Annotated in this window: 19 protein-coding genes; 7 read left to right on the top strand and 12 right to left on the bottom strand. The window is 68.9% G+C overall.

Features of this window, described 5'->3' with window-relative positions:
* Positions 1 to 210: 210 nt before the first annotated feature.
* The 4 genes from bioD to LDL21_RS27185 all read right to left on the bottom strand — a co-directional run bounded on the left by bioD (position 211) and on the right by LDL21_RS27185 (position 3,929).
* Entirely contained in the window at positions 211 to 885 is a 675-nt protein-coding gene (gene bioD, locus LDL21_RS27200; protein ID WP_225282306.1) for a dethiobiotin synthase, read from the bottom strand.
* A gap of 73 nt (positions 886 to 958) precedes the next feature.
* Positions 959 to 2,110, bottom strand: a complete 1,152-nt coding sequence (locus LDL21_RS27195) for an 8-amino-7-oxononanoate synthase (protein WP_225282305.1) — start codon at positions 2,108 to 2,110, stop codon at positions 959 to 961.
* Positions 2,111 to 2,145: 35 nt separating this feature from the next.
* A complete protein-coding gene (locus LDL21_RS27190; protein ID WP_225282304.1) occupies positions 2,146 to 3,423 on the bottom strand; it encodes an adenosylmethionine--8-amino-7-oxononanoate transaminase in 1,278 nt (425 codons plus the stop codon).
* A 59-nt stretch (positions 3,424 to 3,482) separates the two neighbouring features.
* Complete coding sequence (locus tag LDL21_RS27185; protein ID WP_225282303.1) at positions 3,483 to 3,929, bottom strand: MarR family winged helix-turn-helix transcriptional regulator; 447 nt, start codon at positions 3,927 to 3,929, stop codon at positions 3,483 to 3,485.
* Between the two features lie 28 nt (positions 3,930 to 3,957).
* Between LDL21_RS27185 and LDL21_RS27180 the strand changes: the two genes are divergently transcribed.
* From LDL21_RS27180 to treY, 3 genes are read left to right on the top strand one after another with little or no spacing between them, the layout of a single operon-like run.
* Positions 3,958 to 4,494: a cupin domain-containing protein gene (locus LDL21_RS27180; RefSeq protein WP_225282302.1), complete on the top strand. Its 537-nt coding sequence runs from the start codon at positions 3,958 to 3,960 to the stop codon at positions 4,492 to 4,494.
* A gap of 57 nt (positions 4,495 to 4,551) precedes the next feature.
* A complete protein-coding gene (gene glgX / locus LDL21_RS27175; RefSeq protein ID WP_225282301.1) occupies positions 4,552 to 6,672 on the top strand; it encodes a glycogen debranching protein GlgX in 2,121 nt (706 codons plus the stop codon).
* A gap of 7 nt (positions 6,673 to 6,679) precedes the next feature.
* Entirely contained in the window at positions 6,680 to 9,100 is a 2,421-nt protein-coding gene (treY, locus tag LDL21_RS27170) for a malto-oligosyltrehalose synthase (protein ID WP_225282300.1), read from the top strand.
* Between the two features lie 36 nt (positions 9,101 to 9,136).
* Here treY and LDL21_RS27165 read toward each other — a convergent pair whose 3' ends face one another.
* Both LDL21_RS27165 and LDL21_RS27160 read right to left on the bottom strand, forming a co-directional pair.
* Positions 9,137 to 9,553 carry a hypothetical protein gene (locus LDL21_RS27165; RefSeq protein WP_225282299.1) on the bottom strand — a complete coding sequence of 139 codons (417 nt, stop codon included), beginning with the start codon at positions 9,551 to 9,553 and terminating at the stop codon, positions 9,137 to 9,139.
* 28 nt (positions 9,554 to 9,581) lie between these two features.
* On the bottom strand, positions 9,582 to 9,938 hold the full coding sequence (locus tag LDL21_RS27160; protein WP_084457462.1) for a nuclear transport factor 2 family protein: 357 nt from the start codon (positions 9,936 to 9,938) through the stop codon (positions 9,582 to 9,584).
* Between the two features lie 157 nt (positions 9,939 to 10,095).
* Between LDL21_RS27160 and LDL21_RS27155 the strand changes: the two genes are divergently transcribed.
* Positions 10,096 to 12,981, top strand: a complete 2,886-nt coding sequence (locus tag LDL21_RS27155) for a helix-turn-helix transcriptional regulator (protein WP_225282298.1) — start codon at positions 10,096 to 10,098, stop codon at positions 12,979 to 12,981.
* A gap of 4 nt (positions 12,982 to 12,985) precedes the next feature.
* Here LDL21_RS27155 and LDL21_RS27150 read toward each other — a convergent pair whose 3' ends face one another.
* Entirely contained in the window at positions 12,986 to 13,201 is a 216-nt protein-coding gene (locus LDL21_RS27150) for a hypothetical protein (RefSeq protein ID WP_225282297.1), read from the bottom strand.
* A gap of 97 nt (positions 13,202 to 13,298) precedes the next feature.
* On the opposite strand from LDL21_RS27150, the gene LDL21_RS27145 reads away from it, so the two are divergent.
* Both LDL21_RS27145 and ilvA read left to right on the top strand, forming a co-directional pair.
* Positions 13,299 to 13,733, top strand: a complete 435-nt coding sequence (locus tag LDL21_RS27145; RefSeq protein ID WP_225282296.1) for a nitroreductase family deazaflavin-dependent oxidoreductase — start codon at positions 13,299 to 13,301, stop codon at positions 13,731 to 13,733.
* Positions 13,734 to 13,782: 49 nt separating this feature from the next.
* Positions 13,783 to 15,135, top strand: a complete 1,353-nt coding sequence (ilvA, locus tag LDL21_RS27140; RefSeq protein WP_225282295.1) for a threonine ammonia-lyase IlvA — start codon at positions 13,783 to 13,785, stop codon at positions 15,133 to 15,135.
* Between the two features lie 9 nt (positions 15,136 to 15,144).
* Here the strand turns inward: ilvA and LDL21_RS27135 are convergent, their stop codons facing one another.
* Positions 15,145 to 15,738 carry a TetR/AcrR family transcriptional regulator gene (locus LDL21_RS27135; protein ID WP_225282294.1) on the bottom strand — a complete coding sequence of 198 codons (594 nt, stop codon included), beginning with the start codon at positions 15,736 to 15,738 and terminating at the stop codon, positions 15,145 to 15,147.
* Between the two features lie 143 nt (positions 15,739 to 15,881).
* Here LDL21_RS27135 and LDL21_RS27130 point away from each other — a divergent pair, with 143 nt between their 5' ends.
* Positions 15,882 to 17,348 (top strand): MFS transporter, encoded by a 1,467-nt coding sequence (locus LDL21_RS27130; RefSeq protein ID WP_225282293.1) that lies wholly within the window; start codon positions 15,882 to 15,884, stop codon positions 17,346 to 17,348.
* A gap of 16 nt (positions 17,349 to 17,364) precedes the next feature.
* Here LDL21_RS27130 and LDL21_RS27125 read toward each other — a convergent pair whose 3' ends face one another.
* From LDL21_RS27125 to LDL21_RS27110, 4 genes are all read right to left on the bottom strand, one after another.
* A complete protein-coding gene (locus LDL21_RS27125) occupies positions 17,365 to 18,615 on the bottom strand; it encodes a serine hydrolase domain-containing protein (RefSeq protein ID WP_225282292.1) in 1,251 nt (416 codons plus the stop codon).
* Positions 18,616 to 18,691: 76 nt separating this feature from the next.
* Positions 18,692 to 20,443: a malto-oligosyltrehalose trehalohydrolase gene (gene treZ, locus LDL21_RS27120; RefSeq protein WP_225282291.1), complete on the bottom strand. Its 1,752-nt coding sequence runs from the start codon at positions 20,441 to 20,443 to the stop codon at positions 18,692 to 18,694.
* A gap of 233 nt (positions 20,444 to 20,676) precedes the next feature.
* A complete protein-coding gene (locus LDL21_RS27115) occupies positions 20,677 to 22,641 on the bottom strand; it encodes a hypothetical protein (RefSeq protein WP_225282323.1) in 1,965 nt (654 codons plus the stop codon).
* Between the two features lie 203 nt (positions 22,642 to 22,844).
* On the bottom strand, positions 22,845 to 23,048 hold the full coding sequence (locus tag LDL21_RS27110; RefSeq protein WP_225282290.1) for an alpha/beta fold hydrolase: 204 nt from the start codon (positions 23,046 to 23,048) through the stop codon (positions 22,845 to 22,847).
* Positions 23,049 to 23,068: the final 20 nt, after the last annotated feature.

Below are 23,068 nucleotides of genomic sequence, written 5' to 3'. Positions count from 1 at the left end.
GACCCGACGATCAGTCGAGGTTTCGGTGCGGCAAGGGTTCGTACTGTAGTCCAAGCAACCCACCGGACGCAAATCCGGTCAAGCCCTGAACACGCAATCAGTCAGGCGCTCATCGTACTACCTCGTGTCTCAGCGGGGCTGAGTCGGTGTCCGTGTCGCTCTGACTCGAACTAAGTTACGTGCCGCCAAACACGAAGTCAAATCGGCTGGTCAGAGGAGGTTTTTCAGATCTTGGTCGAACCAGCCCGGAGCGGCACCGGTGAACCGGTCGCGGTCCCACCGTCCCACCCCTGCGGGTATGACGCCGAGCAACGGTGTTCCGGTGATCCGAGGCAGATCGTGGCGATTGCACTCGGAAGCGAGGTCGGGTTCATCGGGCCAGGCGCCGATGACGAGTCCGGCGCAGCGCACTCCCGCGGCAGCAAGGGTTCTTGTGGTGAGTTCGCTGTGATTGAGCGTGCCCAGGCCGGCGGCAGCCACGACCAGAATGGGGGCGCCGAGTTTCTCGGCGAGGTCGAGCAGGGTGAACTCCCCCATCCGGACCAGCAGCCCGCCCGCCCCTTCGACGAGCACCAGGTCGGCGTCGGCGAGTGTCTCGATACCTGCGACCGTCTCCGCGAGCGTCAGCAAGGGCATGCCTGCCCGGCGGGCGGCGGTGTCGGGGGCGAGCGGTTCCGGGTAGCGGGCCAGCTCGAGGGTGCGGGTGACGCCGGTCAGGCGGGTGATGTCGGCGAGGTCGCCGGGTTCACCGGGCGCTATGCCGGTCTGGGCCGGTTTGCAGACCGCGACCGTGCGGCCTTCGGCCCGGGCGGCCGCGGCCAGCGCGGCGGTCGCGACGGTTTTGCCGACATCGGTCGACGTACCGCTGACCAGAAGAACACCCATCTCGCTACCTCACCATTCCTCGGTTCATCACCGATCCGTTCCCTACCTGCCCAGGTTCGGGCGCGCGACCGTGTCAGACGACCAGCGCGTCCCCACGGGCCTCGGCCAGTACCGCGCCGAGCACCTCGGCGATGGTGTCCAGTTCGGTGGCGGTGAGGTCGGCGCGGGCGGTGAGGCGAAGACGCGAGGTTCCCTCGGGGACCGACGGTGGACGGAAGCAACCGACTTCGAGCCCGCGCGCTCGGCACGCCTGAGCGGCGTCGAAGGCGCGTTGGGCGTCGCCGAGAACGACCGAGACCACAGCCGAGGTCGGTTCGGGCACGCCCGCGACGTGGGCGATGTCCGCCGCGCGTTCCAGGACACGGGTGGCCATGGCCGGGTCGCGGCGCAGCAGTGACAGGGCCGCGCGGGCAGCGCCGACGGCGGCGGGTGCCAGGCCGGTGTCGAAGATGAAGGTGCGGGCGGCATCGATGAGATGGGCACGGATCCTGTTGTCGGCGAGCACTACTCCGCCTTGGGCGGCGAACGCCTTCGACAGGGTGGCGGTGATGACGAGGTCGGGCTGCCCCGCCAAGCCCAGCTCGTGCACCAATCCCCTGCCCCCGGCACCGCGGACGCCGAGTCCGTGGGCTTCGTCTACGACGAGGACCGCACCGTTGGCCCGGGTGACCCGGTGCAGGTCGGCCAGCGGCGCGAGGTCGCCGTCGGCGCTGAAGACCGAGTCGGTGAGGACGAGCGCCCGCTCCTCGACGCGCTCGGCCAGCAGCCGGTCGACGGCGGCGACATCGCGGTGCGGTGCGACGGCGATCCGGGCACGCGAGAGCCTGCACGCATCGACGAGGGAGGCGTGGCTGCCCGCGTCGGAGACGACGAAGCTGTCGCGCCCGGCCAGGGCGGTGACCACACCCAGGTTGGCGGCGTATCCGGAGGCGAAGACCAATCCTGTTTCAGCGCCGACGAATTCGGCCAGTTCGGTTTCCAGGAGCTCGTGTTCGGCGGTGGTTCCGGTGACCAGCCGCGAACCGGTGGAACCCGCACCCCAACGGCGGACCGCGGCGATCGCGCCCTCGATCACTTCCGGGTGGCGTACCAGGCCGAGGTAGTCGTTGGAGGCGAGGTCGATGCTCGCCTGCTCGGGTTCGCGCACGCGCAGGTGCCTGCGCAGCCCGGCGGCGGTGCGCGCGGTGGCGCGTTCGTCCAGCCAGCTCAACGGGTCCGTAGTCACAGTCGAGGAGGATACTTGAACACCGTTCAGGCCGGTCATCGGAGCGAGGCTTTCACAGCGGCGTGCACGGCGCCGGTGATGGCGGCGATATCGGCGGAACTGCTGATGAACGGCGGCATGGTGTAGACGAGATTGCGGAATGGACGCAGCCAAGCACCGGCGTCGACAGCGGCATCGGTGGCTGCGCGCATGTCGACGGGTTCGGCGAGTTCGACGACGCCGATCGCCCCGAGCACACGCACGTCGACTACCCCCGGCAGGTCGGCGACCGGCGCGAGACCTTCGCGCAGCTCGCTTTCGATCCGTGCGACCTCACCGCGCCAATCACGCGAGCGCAGCAGTTCGATCGAGGCCACCGCGACCGCGCACGCCAGCGGGTTGCCCATGAAGGTCGGCCCGTGCATCAGACCGCCGTGCGCGGCGCTGATGGTTTCAGCGATTCGAGTGGTGCACAGCGCGGCGGCGAGGGTGAGATAGCCGCCGGTCAGCGCCTTGCCCACACACATGACGTCCGGCGCGACCCCGGCGTGGTCGGCGGCGAACAGCGCGCCGGTGCGGCCGAAGCCTGTGGCGATCTCGTCGAAGACGAGCAGCACGTCGTTCGCGTCGCAGATGCGGCGCAGCTCGGTGAGGTAGCGCGGATCGTGCCAGCGCATGCCGCCCGCGCCCTGCACAACGGGCTCGATGATGACGGCGGCCACCTCGTCGCGATGGGTGTGGATCGCGTGTTCGAGTTCGGCGACGTAGTCCTGGGTGAATTCGCGAGGCGGGGCGGGCACGAAGACCTGATCGGTGAGGACATCGGTCCACAGCGTGTGCATGCCGCCCTCGGGATCGCAGACGCTCATCGGCGTGAAGGTGTCGCCGTGATAGCCGCCTCGCCACGTGAGCAGGCGGTTCTTGGCCGGACGGCCGAGTGCCCGCCAGTACTGCAGGCACATCTTCGCGGCCACTTCCACCGACACCGAGCCGGAGTCGCAGAGGAACACCTTGTCCAGGCCTGCGGGAGTGATCTCGACGAGTAGCTGCGCGAGGCTGGCGGCGGGTTCGTGGGTGAGCCCACCGAACATCACGTGACTCATCCGCTGCGACTGCGCGAAGAGAGCTTCGTCGAGCACGGGATGCCGGTAGCCGTGCACGGCCGCCCACCAGGAACTCATTCCGTCGACGAGTTCACGACCGTCGGCCAGGGTGAGCCGGGTGCCCGCCGCGCTCGTCACCACCAGCGGTTCGGTGGTAGCCGGGAAACCGCCGTAGGGGTGCCAGACGTGGTCGGCGTCCAGGGCGGTGATCTGCTCGGGGGTCAGGTCCACAGCGTGTCCTCGTCGTTGCCCGGTGCCGCCTGCGACGGCCTTGAACGCTGTTCAAGTTATCACCTGTCGGCGACTGCGGACAGACTCGCGACCACATCGGGAATCCGGGCCAGGGCCGCGCGGACATCGCCGAGCGAGTCCGCGCCGAGTTCGCCCGCGATCGCGGCCTCGATACGCCGGATCTCGCGCGCGGCCACAGCAAGGGCATCGCGACCCTTCGCCGTCGGCACGATCAGACGTGCGCGTTTGTCGGCGGGATCAGCGACGCGCTCGACATGACCGCAACGCTCGAGGTGAGTGACCAGCTCCCCCATCGACTGCTGGGTCATCCCGGCCGACTCGGCCAGGGCGGTCACTCGCGAGCCGTTCGGCGCCAGATAGCGAAAGACCGCGTAGTGCGCGGGTCGCAGTTCCGTGCCGAGGGTTGCGCGCAGGGCGTTGTCGAGTTCCCGTTCGTAGGCATCGGTGGCCTGGACCAGGAGTTTCAGCAGCGTAGACCTTGACATATAGGAAGGTTACCTTTATATCTTGGTTATGGCACGCACCGGCACCGTCCTCACCTTCCGCAACGGGCATCGGGTCACGCTCGTCGACCGCGGCGCCGACGAGCACGGCGCCTACCTCCGGCTCGAGCACGAGCTGCCACGCACCGGCAGGCAGGCGGGCCCGCACTGGCATCCCGAGATCAGCGAGACGTGGACGATCCGGAGCGGGCGGGTGCGCTTCCGCATCGATGGCGCCGACATCGTCGCCGGACCGGGCGACACCGTCACCGCGCCGCCGCGTGCCGTGCACGAATTCTGGAACGAGGCCGAGGGCACGGTGATGGACCACGTGATCCGCCCGCCGTTGCGGCACTGGGAGATGTTCGAGTTCTGGAGTGGGCTGGACAACGCGAACAAGACCACCGAGCAGCGATTGCCCCGCAACCCGCTGGCGCTCGCGCTGCTGTGGGAGTACCAGGACGGCTACCTGGCTGGTCCGCCCGCGCTGCTGCAACGGTGGGTTTTCGGCGGGCTCGCCGCGCTGGCCCGGCGCACGGGCTACGCGCGGCGGCTGATGGCGGGGTGACGCAGCACCCAGCGCGAGCACGCGCGGTCAGCACGCGGATTCCTTTACTGTCGTAGCATGTCGAGCCCCAACGACCGGACTGGTGAGGTGACGCCGTTGAGCGTGTGGCCGGGCACGGCTTACCCGCTCGGTGCCACCTACGACGGCGGGGGCACGAACTTCTCGGTGTTCTCCGAGGTGGCCACCCGGGTGGAGCTGTGCCTGATCGGCGAGGACGGGTCCGAGACGCGGGTGGATCTGGACGAGGTGGACGGTTACGTCTGGCACGCCTATCTGCCGTCGGTCGTTCCCGGTCAGCGCTACGGGTTCCGCGTCCACGGGCCCTACGAGCCCGAGCTGGGGCTGCGCTGCGATCCGGGCAAACTGCTGCTCGACCCGTACGGCAAGGCCTTCGACGGCGAGTTCGTCAACGACCCCTCGCTCTATACCTACGGCCTGGATTCGCTGGGCCACACCATGACCGGGGTGGTCATCAACCCCTTCTTCGATTGGGGCAACGACCGGCCGCCGAATCGGCCGTACCACGAGACGGTGATCTACGAGGCGCACGTCAAGGGCATGACCATGACGCACCCCGACATCCCCGACGAACTACGCGGCACCTATGCGGGGCTGGCACATCCGGCGATCATCGGGCATCTGAAAGCGCTCGGTGTCACGGCGATCGAACTCATGCCGGTGCATCAGTTCTTCCACGATCACGTGCTCACCGATCAGGGGCTGCGAAACTACTGGGGCTACAACAGCATCGGGTATCTGGCCCCGCACAACGAGTACGCCTCCCGCCGCACCGGGGACGCCGCGGTCGCCGAGTTCAAGGCGATGGTGCGGGCGATGCACGCCGAGGGCATCGAGGTGATTCTCGATGTGGTCTACAACCACACCGGCGAGGGCAATCATCTGGGGCCGATCCTGAGCCTGCGCGGTATCGACAATGCCGCCTACTACCGGCTCGACGACGACAACCCCGAGCACTACAAGGATTTCACCGGCACCGGCAACAGTCTCAATGTGCGTCATCCGCACACTCTGCAACTCATCATGGATTCGCTGCGCTACTGGATTCTCGATATGCACGTCGACGGCTTCCGCTTCGACCTCGCCGCGACGCTCGCGCGCGAATTGCACGATGTGGACCGGCTTTCCGCATTCTTCGATCTCGTGCACCAGGATCCGGTGGTGAGTCAGGTGAAGCTCATCGCCGAGCCGTGGGATGTGGGCGAGGGCGGTTATCAGGTTGGCAACTTTCCCAGCCTGTGGACGGAGTGGAACGGCAAGTACCGCGATACGGTGCGCGATTATTGGCGCGGCGAACCGGCGACATTGGGTGAGTTCGCCTCCCGGCTCACCGGGTCGTCGGATCTGTACGAGCCGACCGGGCGACGGCCCGGCGCGAGCATCAACTTCGTCACCGCGCACGACGGATTCACCTTGCGGGACCTCGTGTCCTACAACGAGAAACACAACGAGGCCAACGGCGAGGACAACCGCGACGGCGAAAGCCACAACCGCTCGTGGAACTGCGGTGTCGAAGGACCGACCGACGACCCCGAGGTGGAGGCACTGCGGGCGCGTCAGCAGCGCAATCTGCTGGCGACGCTGATCCTGAGCCAGGGCACGCCGATGCTGGCCCACGGTGACGAGATGGGCCGCACCCAGCTCGGCAACAACAATGTGTACTGCCAGGACTCGCCGCTGGCGTGGATGGATTGGTCGCTGGCGCAGAAGAACGCGGACCTGATCGAATTCACCCGCTCGGTGATCGCGTTGCGTACCGAGCATCCGATCTTCCGGCGTCGCCGCTTCCTCGCCCCTGGCCCGGCCGACGGCGAGGGGCATCGCCGCGAGATCGCCTGGTTCACGCCCGCCGGGGCGGAGATGACCACCGACGACTGGCACAGCGGATTCGGCAAATCCCTCGCCGTGCTGCTCGACGGCGACGGCATTCCCGAGCCCGGCCCGCGCGGGGAACGGATCAGCGACGACTCGTTCCTGCTGTGCTTCAATGCGCACGACGAAGCGCTCGATTTCGTGCTGCCCGAGCCGGAGTTCGGTGCCGAATGGGCGCTCGCCCTGGATTGTTCGACCCCCACCGGTGCCGCCGAAGCAGTTCATGCGGCGGCGTCGGTGCTGCCCGTTCCCAGCCGCTGCCTGCTCGTATTGCGCCGAACCGCCTAGCGAGACGATGACCGAGACCTACGTGACCGATCCCCTGACCCGGCTGCACCGCGCGCCGATCCGCCCGAGCACGGTGCGCAGCACCTACCGCCTCCAGTTGCGTCCCGACGCGCTCACGTTCGGCGATGCCCGGGCCATTGCCGAATACCTGCAGCAGCTGGGGATTTCGCATCTGTACCTGTCCCCGATCCTCACCGCGGCACATGGGTCGACGCACGGGTACGACGTCACCGATCCGACGACGGTGTCGGCGGCACTCGGTGGGCCCGCGGGACTCAAAGCGCTGTCGGACGAAGTGCGCAGTCGCGGAATGGGTTTGATCGTCGATCTGGTGCCCAACCACGTCGGAGTCGGGGATCCGCAGCAGAATCCGTGGTGGTGGGATGTGCTGCGGCTGGGCCGGAAGTCGCCGTACGCGAGGTACTTCGACATCGACTGGAGTCCGAGCAACGGTGCGGGCGGGCGGCTGGCGCTGCCGGTGCTGCAGAACGAGAACGATCCGGCCGCGCTCACCGTCGACCGATCCGGTCCCGAGCCGATGCTCGCGCTGCACGATCTGCGGTTCCCGATCGCACCCGGCACCGACGGTGACAATGCGCTGCGCATCCACGACCGCCAGCACTACCGGCTGGTGAGCTGGAAGGCCGGGGTGTGCACCTATCGACGGTTCTTCGCGGTGAACAGCCTGGCCGCCGTCCGCCAGGAGGACCCGGAGGTGTTCGAGGCGACGCACCGGGAACTGGCCGCCTGGTGCGAACACGACCTGATCGACGGTGTCCGGGTGGATCACCCGGATGGGTTGGCCTATCCCAGTGCTTATCTCACACGTTTGCGTCGCCTGATCGGGCCCAAGCGGTTGCTGCTGGTCGAGAAGATCCTCGCCAATCGTGAACCGCTCGACGCCACCCTGCCGATCGACGGCACCACGGGGTACGACGCACTGGCCGACGTGGGCGGGGTGCTCATCGATCCGGCCGGTGAACCCGCGCTCACCGAGCTGTCACAACAGGTGGCCGGGCACGGCAGCGATCGCGCCTGGTTCGGCGAGACCGAGCACCGGATCAAACGGGCGGTCGCCGAAACCATTCTGGCACCGGAGATCCGGCGGCTGGTCGCCGCGATCAAACGCGACGGCAACGCGGGCAGTTTCGACACCCTTGCCGTGAGCAACGCAACCATCGAGGTGCTGGCGTTCATGCCCGTGTACCGGGTGGATTACGCACCGCTGGCCGGGATGACCGCGGCGGTGGTCGCGGAGGTGGAGAAGCGCAACGCCGAACTCACGGCGCCGCTGTCGGTGCTGGTGACGGCGCTGGCTGTCGGCGGGGAGGCGGCGACGCGGTTCAACCAGGTGTGTGGGGCGATCACCGCGAAAGCGGTGGAGGACACCATGTTCTATCAGGGTGCGCGGTTGGTGTCACTGCAGGAAGTGGGTGGGAACCCGGCGCGGTTCGGCCATTCGGTCAACGATTTCCACCTGTCCAACAGTGAGCGCGCGCAGCGCTGGCCGGCGACCATGACCACACTGTCGACGCACGACACCAAGCGCGGTGAGGATGTGCGCGCCCGGATCGGCGTGCTCTCGCAGGTGGCCGAGCTCTGGTCGGAGCGGGTGCGTGGCTGGCTCGAAACCACCCCGGCGCCCGACGGTGCCACGGCACTGTTCCTGTTGCAGAACATGTTCGGGGTGTGGCCCGCCGACGGGCGGCCCGCGTCGTCGGTGCCGGGGCTGCGTGATCGGTTGCATCTGTTCGCGGAGAAGTCGATCCGGGAGGCCGGGACCAAGACGTCGTGGGAGGAACCCGACGCGCAGTTCGAGTCGACGGTGCACGCCTGGCTCGACGCGGTGATCGACGGGCCGGTCGGCACCGGGATCGGCGATCTGGCGCACGAGCTGGCACCGCATGCCTGGTCGGACGCGGTGTCGCAGAAGCTGCTGCAGCTGTGCGCACCGGGGATCCCGGATATCTATCAGGGCACCGAGGTGTGGGAGGACTCGCTGGTCGACCCCGACAACCGGCGACCGGTGAACTTCGCGGTGCGAGCGGGAATGCTCCAATCCCTCACCGACACACCGACTCTGGACACCACGGGCGCGGCGAAGATGTGGGTGGTCGCCTACGCGCTGTGGTTGCGGCGGGAGCGGCCGGAATGCTTCGTCGGCGGGATGTATCGGCCGTTCTACGCGGTCGGCGAGCACGCGCACCGGCTCGTCGCCTACGGGCGCGGGCCCGCCGGGGAATCGCCCGAGGTGATCGTCGCGGCCACCCGGCATTCGGTCGGATTGGCCGCGACGGGGTGGACCGACACCACCTTGCCCCTGCCCGAAGGCACCTGGACCGACAGGTTGACCGGCAACACCTATTCGGGCACCGTGCGGCTCGACACGTTGTTCACCCGGTTACCGGTCGCGCTGCTGGTGCGCTGAGAAACGCGGGACCGCCTCGGCGGTCCCGCGTCCGGTTCAGCGTCGCAGGCCCAGGTACTGCAGTGCGGCGAAGGCGCCGACCGTCATCGCCTGCATCACGGCCCAGACCGCGCCGACAGTCGTGAGGTTCAGTGCCCCCGTGACCACCGCGGCGAGGCTGGCCAGCACCCAGGCGGCGTTGCCGATCGCGACACCGGCCGCGGCGGTCCGGTTGATCGGCGACCTGGCACCGATGACGGCGACGGCCAGGCCGTAGGCGGTGAGGAAGGCGCCGATCGCCAGGCTCGCGGTGGTGTCGAGGCCGAGCAGACGCTCGAGCGGAACCGCGAGGGCGAGATAGGCGATGCCGTTGGCGCCGGTGACGACGGCATCGGTGCGCAGCGACAGGCGGAGCAGGTTCTCCCCGGAGGTGAGCAGGGTGGACAGACGGCCGGGGCGGGTGGCGGTGGTCATGGCGGATCTCCTGGTGTGTGAAGGGGTTTCAGGCGGCGGCGGGAACGTGGTCGAGGAAGCCGTAGACGCGGTCGATGCGACCGTCGACGAGGACGGCGACGTCGAAGCCGATCACCACGGCGTCACCGTCGGCGGGGCCGAGACCCCAGGTGAAGCGGACCTGGTCGTGGTGGGCGTCGACCGGGCCGGCCAGCCGGAAGGTCCAGTCGGGGAACTGGGTCTGCACGCCGGCGATGGCGGCTTCGAGTTCGGCGTGTCCGTTCACCGCGACCATCGGGTCGACGTAGCCGACCTGCGGGGTGAACAGCCGGGCTACCGCGGAGCGGCGGGCGCCGGGCTCGCGGGTGTTCCAGGCTTCCAGGTACTGCGCGACGACGGTGTTCATCTCGACCTCCGAAATAGTCTCTGAGCTGGTGTTTCGCTCGTTGTTTCTGCGATGACACCAACGTTATGGGCTGAGTGGGGGTCGGCGAATCAGTCGCCTATAGGTACTTTCGCGACGCGGCTACTGTCATCGCCGGTACGGCGATACGGTTGAGCACATGCTGCACGGACGCGACGCCGAACAGGCCATGCTCGACGACCTGCTCGCCGATGCGCGTGCCGGGCGCAGCGCGGCCCTCGTGATCCGCGGTGAGGCAGGCATCGGGAAGTCGGCTCTGCTGGATTATGCTGCGGCGCAGGGGCTTCCGACGGTGCGAAGCGCGGGTATCGAATCCGAGGCCGAATTGCCCTTCGCCGCACTGCATCTACTGGTGAAACCGGGCATGGAACTGGTCGGGCAGCTGCCGCCCCGCCAGCGCGACGCACTCGAGGCGGCCTTCGGCCTCGGCGAGCACGCACCGGCCGACCGGATGCTCATCGGCCTCGCGGTGCTGACGCTGTTGGCCGAGGAAGCCGCCGACGGACCGCTGCTGTGCATCGTCGACGACGCGCACTGGCTGGATCAGGCCACCGCCGACGCCCTGCTGTTCGCGGCCCGCCGGCTCGATGCCGAGGGGGTGGTGATGTTGTTCGCCACGCGCACCGGTCCTGGCGATTTCCCGGCGCCCGGGCTGCCGGAGCTCGCCCTGTCCGGTCTCGCGCCCGAGGCGGCCGCCGCACTGCTCGATGCGGGCGCGACCCGGTTGCCACCGGCCACCCGCTACCGTTTGCTCACCGAGTCGGGTGGGAATCCCCTTGCCCTGCTGGAACTTCCGTTGGTTGTCGGTGCGGGCGACGTGGATGCGGCGAACCCACTCCCCCTGACCCAGCGGCTGCAACTGGCCTTCCACAGCCGCATCGCCCGGCTCCCGGCCACCACGCGCACCGTTCTCCTGGTCGCCGCCGCGGCGGGCACGGCGGACATCGGGCGAGTACTGCAGGCCGCCACCACCCTCGGTGCGGGACTGCCGGACCTGCAACCGGCACAGGACGCGGACATGATCGACCTCGACACCGGACGACTCACCTGGCGCCACCCGCTACTGCGCTCGGCGGTCTACCAGGGTGCGGCATTGACCCAGCGACTCGCCGCCCACCGCGCGCTCGCCGCCGCCTACGCACCGACAGCGCATACATCGGTGGCAGGAGATCTCGCGGCGCCTTCGCCCACTGGGCTCGACGGCGCCGGTACCGGCAGCTCGACGACTGTCATCACCTCTTCGGCGAACGGTGCCCACGGCCCGATAACCGACACCGCGGTCCCAACGACCGGCACCCACGGCTCGGCGACCGCTACCGACGGATCGATCGACCTTGGTACTCGGGCACTCCCCGATGACCACGATGCCGATCTGCGGGCCTGGCATTTGGCTTGCGCGGCGACAGGGCCCGACGAGGAGGCCGCGACCGCGTTGGAGAACACCGCCGATCGGACGCGTCGCCGCACGGGTTTTCACGGGGCGGTCGCGGCCTACGACCGGGCGGCGGCGCTGAGCGTCGACAGTGCGGCGCGGGTGCGGCGGCTGGTGCTGGCCGCCGAGACGGCGACCGAGGCCGGGCTCAGCGAGCAGGCTGCGCGGCTGGCCGAGCGCGCGGCCGCTCAGGATGGTGGTGGCGAGTACGGCCAGCGGCTCGAGCTGGTGCGTGCGCAAGCCGAGTTCGCTTCGGGTACACCGGGTTCCGCGCATCGTCGGTTCATGTCGGCGGCCCGTGCGGCGCGCGCGGACGACCCGGGAACCGCCGCCCGCATTCTCACCAGGGCCGTGCACACGGCCTGGTATCTCGGTCCTGCCGAGCTCGACGAGGTGGCCGGGTTCCTGACGACGTTGCGGTTGGCGGAGGACGACCCGGCCACCCCGATCGCGCGCTATCTGACCGGTTCGGTGTCGGGCAGGCGCACCACGGACCTGCGCGCCGTCGTCGACGCCGCGCGCGCCACAGGCGCCGACAACCCCGCCGACCTGGTGCAGCTGTGCGGTAGTGGGCTCGTCGTCGGTCAGGACGACCAGGTCGACGAGGTAGCCGCCGAACTCATCGCCGAGTGCCGGGAGCAGGGGCGCATCGCCCTGCTCGCACCGCTGCTGTTCTTTCGTGCCGAATGCCAGCTGTTCGGTGGGCGGCCACGGGAGAGCCGGGTCGCCGCCGAGGAAGGGTTGGGGATCGCCCGCGATATCGGGCAGGCGCAGTGGGTCAGCCAGCTGCATGCCTTCCTCGCCTACCTGGCGGCGCTGCACGGTGACGAACAGCGCTGCCACGCCGAGGCGGAGAACGCGGTAGCCGATCAGCTCGGCGGGCCGATGGCGGTGGGGGCGTCGTGGGCCCATGCGGCTCGGGGACTGCTCGCGCTCGGCGAGGGCAAACTCGACCGGGCACAGGCCGAACTCGAACACATGACGATCGAACCCGCGCGTCACCACGTGATCGGCCTGCGCACGCTGCCGGATCAGATCGAAGTCGCCGTCCGCCTCGGCGCGACGGACCGCGCAAACGAGGCCCTGACCAGGCTCATCGAGTGGTCGGAGCGTGCCGAGCAGCAGTGGATCGGCGCGTTGGCGGCACGTGGGCAGGCGCTGCTGGCCGAGGACCCCGAACCGCATTTCCGCACCGCCCTCGTCGGCAATCGCCCCTTCGACGAGGCCAGGACCCGCCTCCTCTACGGCGAATGGCTCCGCCGGGACAAACGCAAAGTCGATGCCCGCACGCAACTCGAACAATGTGCCGACATCTTCGATCGGCTCGGTGCCGCGCCCTGGCTCGACCGAGCCCGAACCGAGTTGAGCGCCCTGGGTGTGGGGACAACCGCCCGGGCCGACGACGGACCGTTGAGCCTGCTCACTCCACAGGAATCACAGATCGTCCGGTTGGCCGCGCAAGGACTGTCGAATCGGGAGATCGCCGCCCGGTTGTTCCTGAGTCATCGCACGGTCGGGCATCACCTGTACAAGGCCTATCCGAAACTGGGCGTGGTGTCGCGCGGCGAATTGAGCGCGCTCGACCTCGAGTGACCGGTCAGCTCCGGGGATGTGTGTTCGCGGCGCCGACGACCCAGCGAATGGCCGCGACCGACGCGGCGGCGAGCACGGCGACCTGCGGCGATCCGACGACGAGCAGGAGCAGCGCGGCGACCACGAGCCCGGCGACCAGCGCCTCGAGCTTGTAGACCGGCCACGCGACGCCGGCGACGTCGACCGTCGCGGATGCTGTCGATGGGGTCACCACTGCCATGCACACAGGATAGGCGCAAACAAGAGTTCGGGCCACCGAAACCTCACCTTCGGGTGGGGTCGGGAACATCACAGCCGGAACCGTCGTTGTGCTGGTCATGCCACTGACAGGAGAGTACGCACCGAGCACTTCCGATTGGGCGCGCGAGCAGGCGGAGGCCTATGAGGCCTCCGGCGGTGCCGAGGCCACCTCGTTGCAAGGCAAACCGGTCATCCTGCTCACCACCAAGGGCGCGAAGACCGGCAAGCTGCGCAAGACACCACTGATGCGTGTCGAACACGACGGCGAGTACGCCGTGGTGGCCTCGCTGGGCGGCGCCCCGAAGCACCCCGTCTGGTACTACAACATCAAGGCCGAACCGCACGTCGAGCTGCGCGACGGCACGGTCAACAAGGACTACACCGCCCGCGAGGTCTTCGGCGAGGAGAAGGCGCTGTGGTGGGACCGTGCGGTGCAGGTCTGGCCCGATTACGCCGAATACCAGAAGAAGACCGACCGCCAGATCCCGGTCTTCGTACTGACGCCCCGCTGAGGACCCCGCCGACGCCGGACACCCGTGGCTGCCTCGGTAGCATTGTCGGGTGTCCTCCACCGTTGACGTCGCCGAAGTTTCCCTGACCCGTCCGCCGCTCACCGCGGACGAGATCGATGCGGCCGCGCAGCGAATTTCCGACATCATCGAGCCGACACCCCTGCAGTACAGCCCGCGCCTTTCGGCGAGCACCGGCGCGCAGGTGTATCTCAAGCGCGAAGACCTCACCGCCGTGCGCTCCTACAAGCTGCGCGGCGCCTACAACCTGATGGTGCAGCTCACCGACGCCGAACGCGCCGCCGGTGTGGTCGCGGCCAGCGCCGGTAATCACGCGCAGGGCGTGGCCTTCGCCTGCCAGGCGATGGGCGTGCGCGGACGCATCTACGTCCCGACGACCACCCCCAAGCAGAAGCGTGACCGCATCCGCGTCCACGGCGGCGAGTTCGTCGAGCTGATCGCGGTCGGCGAGACCTACGACGCCGCGGCCGCGGCCGCCGCCGACGACGTCGCGCGCACGGGCGCGACCATGGTTCCCCCGTTCGACGACCCGCGCACCGCGGCGGGCCAGGGCACCATCGCCGCCGAATTCCTCGAACAACTCGGTACCGCACCGGATCTCGTCGTCGTGCCGGTCGGCGGCGGCGGCTGTCTCGCCGGCATCGGCACCTACCTGCGCGAGCGCGCGCCGGGCGCCGGTCTGCTCGGCGTGGAACCCGCGGGCGCGGCCTCGATGACGGCGGCGCTGGTGGCCAGCGGCCCGGTGACCCTGCCCGAGATCGACCCGTTCGTCGACGGCGCCGCCGTGCGCCGCATCGGTGACCTGCCGTATCAGGCGGCGACGTCGTTCGGCGGCCGGGTCGTATCGCACGCCTCGCTCCCGCTGCTCACCACCACCCAATCCCCCACCGGCACAGCGTCTTTCCGGATGATGCAGGTCGACGAAGGCGCCATCTGCACGGCGATGCTCGACCTGTACCAGAACGAGGGCATCATCGCCGAGCCCGCGGGCGCGCTCGCGACGGCGGCGCTGGCCGAGATCGACATCGACCCGGGCTCTACCGTGGTGGTGCTGGTGTCGGGCGGCAACAACGATGTGTCGCGCTACGGCGAGATCATCGAACGGTCCCTGGTGCATCGCGGGCTCAAGCACTACTTCCTGGTGGACTTCCCGCAGGAACCGGGTGCGCTGCGCCGCTTCCTCGACGACGTCCTCGGGCCCGACGACGACATCACCATGTTCGAATACGTCAAGCGCAACAACCGCGAGACCGGGGCGGCGCTGGTCGGCATCGAACTCGGCGCCACCGACGACCTGGCCTCGCTGCTGCACCGCATCGAGGAGTCCCCGATCCAGGCCGAACGCCTGGAGCCGGGCTCACCCGCGTACCGCTACCTCACCTAGTGAGGCCGGTCAGGCCTTCTTCACGGCGTTGAAGATCAGCTCGCCGTAGATCCGCCACTGCTCGGGGTCGCGTTCCTGCTGCCGGAACAGACTGCCCGCGACACCGCCGAGCAGTACGCGCACGTGGCGGGCCGTGACGTCCTCGCGGATCACCCCTTGCCGCTGGCCCGCGAGGATGATCGACTCCAACGATTCCTCGCCCGCGGGCGACGGCTTCGCGGTCTCGGGCAGGGCTTCGGCGAGGGCCCGGTCGTTGGCTAGGCGTTCGACGGTTTCGGCGAGCAGGTCGCGCAGGATCGTCAAGGGGTCACCGCCGGCGTTCAGCTGTTCCAGGGCGGCGAGGCCACGGCGATAGAACCAGGCGCGCTGATACTGCGCCACCGCCTGCACCAGCGCGTCCTTGGTCGGAAAGCTGCGGTACACGGTCGCCTTGCCGACGCCCGCGCGGGCGGCGACCTGCGGAATCGTCGCCTCGATGCCGTGTTCGGCGAACACTTCGACGGCCGCCGCCACCACGCGCTCGTGATTGCGCCTGGCATCTGATCGCTTGGTGGACCAGTCGACGTCGTGGTCGGTCGTCGGGTCGCACTCGGGAGCAGTCACTCTGCGATTGTGCCGAATCGGACGGTCATGGCAGTCACAGCCTCACCCTCTTCAATAAACGGACTCCAGGGTCCAGTATAGTTCTCGATACGGACTGCAAGGTCCACTTACCGCGCGGAACCACACGGAGGCGTGAGCTCCCCATGATCGATCAGACGACCCGAGAGTCCGAAGCCCCGCACGACTCAGGGGGACTCGGCACCAATCTCGTGTTCCTCGCCCTGGCCGCCGCCGCGTTCGCGCTCGCCCAGACCGCGATCGTGCCCGGCATCATGATCCTCGGCCACGAACTGCACGCGAGCACGGCAGATGTCGGATGGGTGCTCACCGCCTACCTGATCTCGGCCGCGATCCTCACCCCGGTCTTCGGCCGCCTCGGTGACATGTACGGCAAGAAGAAGTTGCTCGTCATCGCGCTCGGTCTGTTCGCGCTCGGCAGCGTGGCCGCGGCGCTGGCACCTTCGATTTGGGTGCTCGTGGCCGCCAGGGTCGTCCAGGGAGCGGGCGGTGGCATCTTCCCGCTGTGCTACGGCATCATCGGCGATACATTTCCCGCCGAGAAGCGCGGCGGCGCACTGGGTCTCATCTCGGCGCTGGCCGGGATCGGCGCGGGCGGCGGCTTGCTCATCGGTGGCCTGCTGATCGATCACCTGTCCTGGCAGTGGGTGTTCTGGTCCGGCGCGATCATGTCGGCGATCGCGCTGGTCGGCGTGCTGCGGGTGCCGGAGCGGTCGATCCCGACGCCCACGCGGATCGACTTCGCAGGCATCGCGCTGCTCAGCATCGGCCTCACCATGCCGCTGCTCGCGCTGAGTCGTGGCTCGACGTGGGGCTGGACCGATGCGCGCACCCTCGGCCTCGTCCTCGGCGGTCTGGTCGTCCTGATCGGTTTCGTCGCGTTCGAGACCCGCGTCGGCGACCCGCTGATCGACATGCACGTGCTGCGGCGTCCGACCGTGCTGATCACCAATATCGCCATGCTGCTGTTCGGCGCGGGCATGTTCGCGGTGTTCTCGCTCATCCCCCAGCTCGCGCAGACCCCCGACACCGGCGAGTACGGCTTCGGCATGGACGCCACCGGGTCCGGTCTGCTGATGATCCCGGGTTCGATCGCCATGCTGGCGGCCGCGGTCGTCGCCGGGCGTCTCGTCGGTCGGGTCCGCGCCGCTGTGCCGCTCGTCCTCGGCGCTCTCACCGCCGCCGCCGGATTCGCCGCGCTGGCGCTGGCGCACGGCTCCCAGGGAGCTGTCATCGGGTTCACGGTCGTGACCTTCGTCGGCATCGGCCTCGGGATGGCGGCCATGCCGAATCTGATCATGTCCGCGGTGCCCGCCGAGAAGACCGCAGAGAGCACCGGTGTCAACGCGCTGATCCGGTCGGTGGGGTCATCGATCGGGTCGCAGGTCGCGGCCACCGTGCTGGCGGGCAGTGTCGTCGCCGGGACGGCGCTGCCCGCGGATTCAGGCTTCACCACCGCGTTCTGGCTGGCCGCGGGTGCCATCGCGCTGGCGGCTGTGGTCGCGGTGTTCATCCCGCAGAGCAAGCCACCGGCCGCCACATCCGTACGCGAAGACCGTGAATCGGACCTCGCCGGCGCCCTCGCCGAGTAACCGGCAAGGGCGGTGACTAGGCGGCGACCCGGTCGACGCGCTGCCCGCGGTCGCGGGTGGCGCGCACGCCCGACATCACCAGCGGCAGCAGCCAGCCCATGGCGAACTGGTCGTAGGGCAGCAGCGCCTGGTCGAGGCGGTTGTGGACGAAGCCGACCGACAGTCCCGAGCGCGGGTCGACCCAGCCGAAGGATCCGCCGAGACCGATGTGGCCGAAGGCTGTGCGCGCACCGGGCGCGGGCATCGAGTGGTAGCCCAGATGCCACATCATCGGCATGTAGAACAGGGCGTGGTCGAGGCGGTAGGTCTGCACGCGCCGGATCAGCTTGTGCGTTTCGGGGCGCAGGAACGGTGACCCGTCGAGGGTGACGCCGTCGGCCAGGCCCGCGTAGAGCTGGGCGAGTCCGGCAGCGGTGGCGACGCCGTTGCCTGCGGGCATCTCGGTGTCGAGAATCGGCGGGTCCTCGCCGTCGAGGATGCCGTTGAGGCCGGTCAGGTACAGGCAACGAGCCGCCGCGCCGAGCGCGCCGGGGATGCGGAAGCCCACGCGGTTGAGGAAACCGGCGGCCACCGGGTGCCCGGCCAGGCGCAGGTGGGTGCCCGCGAGGCGGGCGTACTCGGTCGACGAACCCGCCGCCGGACGGCCGAGGTGGAACCCCTCGACCCCGAGCGGGTCGGTGACCTCGGTGCGGATGAGGTCGCTCATGCTGCGACCGGTGACCGAGCGCGCGATACCCGCCAGCAGCCAGCCGTAGGTGAGCGCGTGGTAGGTGGGGACGCCGAGCAGCCGGTCGGGCTTGGCCATGGCCAGCCGGTCTTCCATCAGCTCGTGGTCGAGGAGTTCCTGGGCGCTGTCGGCGATCGGGGACAGCGACGACAGCCCGGAACGGTGGGTGAGCACGTCGGCCACGGTGATCGCGCCCTTGCCGTGCGCTGCGAAGCGAGGCCAGTACTCGGCGACCGGCGCTTGGTAATCCAGGAGCCCGCGGTCGGCGAGGCGGTGGATGACGGTGGCGGTGACACCCTTGGTCGCCGAGAAGACGATCGAACCGGTGTTGGCCGACCAGGGCTGATCGCCCGCGCTGCCGGTCCACAGGTGTGCCAGGGGTTCGCCGTGCCGGTAGATCGCGATGGCGCCGCCCGCGTCGCGCCGATGTCCGATCAGGGCGGCGAAAGCGCGCACCAGCGGACCGAAACCGGCCGGCGCATAACCGCCCACACCGGTCGGAAGGGCAGCACTGTCCTGCCCGTAAGCCTCGTTGCTCATTGCTCAACCGTACGACCGTTATGTCGCCTCGGCAACGATCTCCCGCGCACCGTGGCCGAGCTGTGGCCGCGTGAGATCAGTCGGTGACCACCGTCCCCGTGCCCTCCCCTTCTTCGAGCACGACGAAACTGTGACCCGAAACAAGAGTTCCCCCTTCATTTTCTGTCGCCGGCGCCCACGCCAGCAGCACCCGGCCGTACACCGGGATCACCGCCTCGTCCTCGGACAGGTTGCATACCACCGAGATCCGGCCGCGTCGCAGCACGAACCAGCGGGCGCTCTCGTCGTAGTCGGCCCAGACCCGTTCCAACCAGGGATCACCGAACTCGGGTCGCGACTTGCGCAGGGCGAGCAGGGCGCGATAGCAGGCCAGTAGCCGGGCATGCGGTTCACGGCCGCGTTCGGTCCAGTCGAGTTTCGAGCGGGTGAAGGTGGCGGGGTCCTGGGGATCGGGGACGTCGTCGGTGGCCCAGCCGTGCGCGGCGAACTCGGCGCGACGGCCGTCGGCGGTCGCGGCGCCGATGACGGGGTCGGTGTGGGAGGTGAAGAACTGGAACGGGGTGCGCGCGCCCCATTCCTCGCCCATGAACAGCATGGGCGTGCTCGCGGACAGCAGCACCAGAGCCGCTTTCACCGCCAGCTGGCCGGGGGTGAGGTAGTCGCTGGGGCGGTCGCCGACGGCGCGGTTGCCGATCTGGTCGTGGTTGCAGGTGTAGCCGAGCAGGGCGCTTCCCGGAATCAGGTCGCGGCGGATCGGGATGCCGTGGGTTCGGCCCCGAAAGCTGGAATAGGTTGCGGCGTGGAAGAACCCGTGGGTGAGGGTTTGGGCCAGGCAGGCCAGTGAGCCGAAATCGGCGTAGTAGCCCTGTCTTTCGCCGGAGACAGCGGTGTGCACGGCGTGGTGGAGGTCGTCGCTCCACTGACCGGTCAGGCCGTAGCCGCCTGCCGCGCGCGGGGTGATCAGGCGTGGGTCGTTGAGGTCGCTTTCGGCGATGAGGGTGAGCGGTCGGCCGAGATGTCCTGAGAGCGCGGTGGTTTCGACGACGAGTTCTTCGAGCAGGTGGGTGGCGGTGTGGTCGACGAGGGCGTGGACGGCGTCGAGGCGGAGGGCGTCGATGTGGAAGTCGCGCAACCAGCGCAGGGCGTTGTCGATGATGTGGCGGCGCACCGCATCGGAACCGGGGCCGTCCAGGTTCACGCTCTGACCCCAGGTGTTGCGGCCGGCGGTGAGGTAGGGCCCGAAGCGTGGGAGGTAGTTGCCGGAGGGGCCCAGGTGGTTGTAGACCACATCGAGGCAGACGGCGAGGCCTCGGGCGTGGCAGGCGTCGACGAAGCGTTGCAGGCCGTCGGGACCGCCGTAGGTTTCCTGCACCGCGTACCAGAGCACGCCGTCGTAACCCCAGTTGTGGGTGCCGTCGAAGGCGTTCACCGGCATGAGTTCCACGGTGGTGACGCCGAGCTCGACCAGATGGTCGAGGCGTTCGATCGCGGCGTCGAAGGTGCCTTCCGGGGTGAAGGTGCCGATGTGCAGTTCGTAGAACACCGAGCCGGCCAGTTGTCTGCCGGTCCAGGACCGATCAGTCCAGACGGCGGTGTCGAGGTCGTGGACGGCGGACAGGGCGTGGACGCCGTTGGGCTGACGTGGTGAGCGAGGGTCGGGCAGCACCGTCGGGTCGTCGTCGATGAGGAAGCCGTACTCCGCACCCTGGCCTGCCTCGGCCCGCACTGACCACCAGCCGCCGCCGTTGCGGCGCATCGGGTGGACCACCCCCTCGAGTTGCAGTCGCATCGCGCTCGCCTCCGGCGCCCACACCCGAAACTGCCTCATGGAGTCAGCATCGCACGGCACGCGGCGGCACGCCCGGGCAACGATTGCTGATCGGTCGCGATGCCCAGCATCGGCTTCGGTGCGCCCGGCGAGTCGGATCAGAGTCGCCGCTGCGGTCGGGGTGACCATGTCATTGTGGCGTCGGGTGGTAGCGGCATCGTGTTCGTGCCGGCCGCCGCGCAACTCGGCAAGAAATGCCTGCGCCGGGGCGCCATGAATCCTGGGTAGTCCGGTCAGCGCGGGAAGGCGGCGACGCCGACCGGTCCCACCCCCACACACAGCGACTGTTCAGGCTCGAGCGGCCTGACCCGCAGGGCGTCGCCGCCGCCGAGCAGCCGGACGTACACCGTGTTCAGGCCCTGTCGCACGTCGGCGACGGTTTCGGTGTCGCCTTCGAAGGACACCGCGATCCGGCCGTCACGGTCGGCGAAGTAGTTGATCTGGGCGGTCCAGTCGCGGATCTGCATGGGACCGTCCAAGGGGATCGAGGTGCTGCCGCGCACTCGGTGGCCACATTGCGGTTCCGGACCCGGGGTGACGGCGCGGTTCCACCAGACATACGCGTCGACGATGTCGCCGGTGTCGGTGATCATCCGCAGCGTCGGAGTGGCTGCGGCGAACGTTGTCGGCGTCGCGATCGGAGCGAGGACGTGGTCGGTCATGTTCTGCGGGAAAGCCAACGGGTTCAAGACATTCCAGGGGACTTCCTGCGGCAGCAGTGGGGCGTCCGTCGCTGTCGGGAGGGCCGCGCGCACGCCGGTGATGTAGGTGCGCGCCGGGCTCGGTTCCCATGACCGGGTGAAGGTGATTGTGGAGATGACGCTGCTCAGCAGGAAGAGGACGGCGGGTATCGCGAACAGCGTCGAGGTGGGCAGGTCTCTCGGGATGCGCGATGTCGGGCCGGTTCGCAGGCGTTCGCTCGGCTGGGACCCTCCGACCGAGCCGGTCCTGAACCGGAAACGGCTGCGCGGCAACATGCCTGCGGTGCGTGGACGAGCGTCCGCCGTGTCGGACCCGCGACGGTCGGGTGACGAATCCTCCTGCGCGACAGCGGAACGCCGTGCCTGCAGAATCAGCGCAAGGGCGATTGTGGCAATCACGGCGAAGTCGGCGAAGTAGCGCATGGACTGGAGTAGCAGGGCGGCGGTGCCGGGCCCGTCGCGCAGCACGATCACCGGGGCTATGGTCGCGATGGCGTAGGCCGCAGCGCACAACCAGACCGCAGTCACCCGCGCCCGGGAGCGAATTGTCCACGCCGCCAACAGGATCAGCAGTAGCCAACAGATGAGGACGGCCAGGCCTGGCGGGTCGGCCCAGGGCGTGGCCGGTTGCCACCGTTCCCATCGCCACGGACCACCGAACAAGGCGGGGACCAATCCGTCCGACAGCGCCCGGCTGAGCAGCGCGCCGGGATCTTCGGGCCCGGTCAGCCCGCGCGGGCGCTGGATGACCAACAGGAACACAGCGGCCCAGGCGAGCAAGACGGCGCCGCCCGCCACCCAGAGCGCTCCCCCGCGACGAACCGCATCACGCCAGGGACGCCCCGCGACATGCGCCGACAACGCGACCACCGCGCACGCCACCGGTAGCACGACGATCGACTTCTCGAACGACAGCAAGGCCATAGCCGAGACGAGAGCACCCGATATCGCGTGGCGACGCCTGCCCGTCCGCGCCAGCAGGACGGCGTCCGCGCTCACCCAGGCCAGCGCGATCTGCAACGGCAGGGCGTTCACCGCCGCCGCCCACCAGGCGAACGCGGGCACGGTCAAGGGCACGAACAGGTAGAACAGCAGCGGTCCGAGCACCCGCGCCCGCCATCCCATCAGCACGACGAGCAGCCGTAGCACCGCGAGCGAGGCGAGCAGTTGCAACCCGACGAGCACCGCCGCCGCGAAGGGCCAGCTCAGCGGCGCCACCTTCGTCACCAGCCAGGTCAACGCGATCGCCAACGGCATCACATGCCCATCGTGACTGGTCAGCAACAACTCCGCCGACCACAGGGGGTGCCTGCTGACCTGTCCGATGAGGATGAAATCGTCCCAGTAGAAGAAGCCGGAAAACGCCACCCAGCCCCGCAGAACCAACTGGGCGAGAATCAGCGCGACAGCCAGGCCGACCACCACACGCACAGACAATCGCTGCCTGTGCGCAGACGACGCGGCCGATGCGGGCGAGTCGAGCAGCGTCACAGACATCACGCCTTTCGACGCTAGCCCGTTCGCCTCTATCCGGCCATCACCCCGCCGGGGCCTGGGTGTCGGCACCAGATAGCGTCCGGAAGTTCGGTAGTTCTCCTGATCGGGCGAACAGCCGTCCTCTCAGAGGAACTCGCGCACCGCGGTAGTGAAGCGAAGCGGTTGGTCTTCGTGGAGCATGTGGCCCGCGTCGGGGACGAGGGTCAGCTTCGCGTCAGGGAGCGCCGGGTGGCGACCTCACCGGCCTGCCGCACCGGCACCCAGGTGTCGCGTTCGCCCATACGATCAACTCGCTCGGGGTAGCGGGCGGCCAGTTCGACAGCCAGTGCGCCGTTCATCGAATGCGCCACGAAGGAGGCGCGATCGATGCGTGCGGCGTCGAGGAATTGCACTACCGCGTCCGTCATTGCTCGGCGGATCACATCAT

Origin of the sequence: Nocardia rosealba, assembly GCF_020216065.1 — a bacterium.
Lineage (GTDB): Bacteria > Actinomycetota > Actinomycetes > Mycobacteriales > Mycobacteriaceae > Nocardia > Nocardia rosealba.
The sequence above is the reverse complement of the archived record's forward strand: the minus strand, read 5'-3'. Positions and strand labels throughout refer to the sequence as shown.

Excerpts from the sequence above, each read along its gene's own strand:
- treZ (WP_225282291.1), bottom strand. The coding sequence starts at position 20,443 with ATGAGGCAGTTTCGGGTGTGGGCGCCGGAGGCGAGCGCGATGCGACTG.
- LDL21_RS27130 (WP_225282293.1), top strand. The coding sequence starts at position 15,882 with ATGATCGATCAGACGACCCGAGAGTCCGAAGCCCCGCACGACTCAGGG.
- bioD (WP_225282306.1), bottom strand. The coding sequence starts at position 885 with ATGGGTGTTCTTCTGGTCAGCGGTACGTCGACCGATGTCGGCAAAACC.
- LDL21_RS27180 (WP_225282302.1), top strand. The coding sequence starts at position 3,958 with ATGGCACGCACCGGCACCGTCCTCACCTTCCGCAACGGGCATCGGGTC.
- LDL21_RS27145 (WP_225282296.1), top strand. The coding sequence starts at position 13,299 with ATGCCACTGACAGGAGAGTACGCACCGAGCACTTCCGATTGGGCGCGC.
- LDL21_RS27150 (WP_225282297.1), bottom strand. The coding sequence starts at position 13,201 with ATGGCAGTGGTGACCCCATCGACAGCATCCGCGACGGTCGACGTCGCC.
- treY (WP_225282300.1), top strand. The coding sequence starts at position 6,680 with ATGACCGAGACCTACGTGACCGATCCCCTGACCCGGCTGCACCGCGCG.
- LDL21_RS27165 (WP_225282299.1), bottom strand. The coding sequence starts at position 9,553 with ATGACCACCGCCACCCGCCCCGGCCGTCTGTCCACCCTGCTCACCTCC.
- LDL21_RS27115 (WP_225282323.1), bottom strand. The coding sequence starts at position 22,641 with ATGTCTGTGACGCTGCTCGACTCGCCCGCATCGGCCGCGTCGTCTGCG.
- LDL21_RS27125 (WP_225282292.1), bottom strand. The coding sequence starts at position 18,615 with ATGAGCAACGAGGCTTACGGGCAGGACAGTGCTGCCCTTCCGACCGGT.
- LDL21_RS27155 (WP_225282298.1), top strand. The coding sequence starts at position 10,096 with ATGCTGCACGGACGCGACGCCGAACAGGCCATGCTCGACGACCTGCTC.
- LDL21_RS27185 (WP_225282303.1), bottom strand. The coding sequence starts at position 3,929 with ATGTCAAGGTCTACGCTGCTGAAACTCCTGGTCCAGGCCACCGATGCC.
- LDL21_RS27160 (WP_084457462.1), bottom strand. The coding sequence starts at position 9,938 with ATGAACACCGTCGTCGCGCAGTACCTGGAAGCCTGGAACACCCGCGAG.
- glgX (WP_225282301.1), top strand. The coding sequence starts at position 4,552 with ATGTCGAGCCCCAACGACCGGACTGGTGAGGTGACGCCGTTGAGCGTG.
- LDL21_RS27110 (WP_225282290.1), bottom strand. The coding sequence starts at position 23,048 with ATGACGGACGCGGTAGTGCAATTCCTCGACGCCGCACGCATCGATCGC.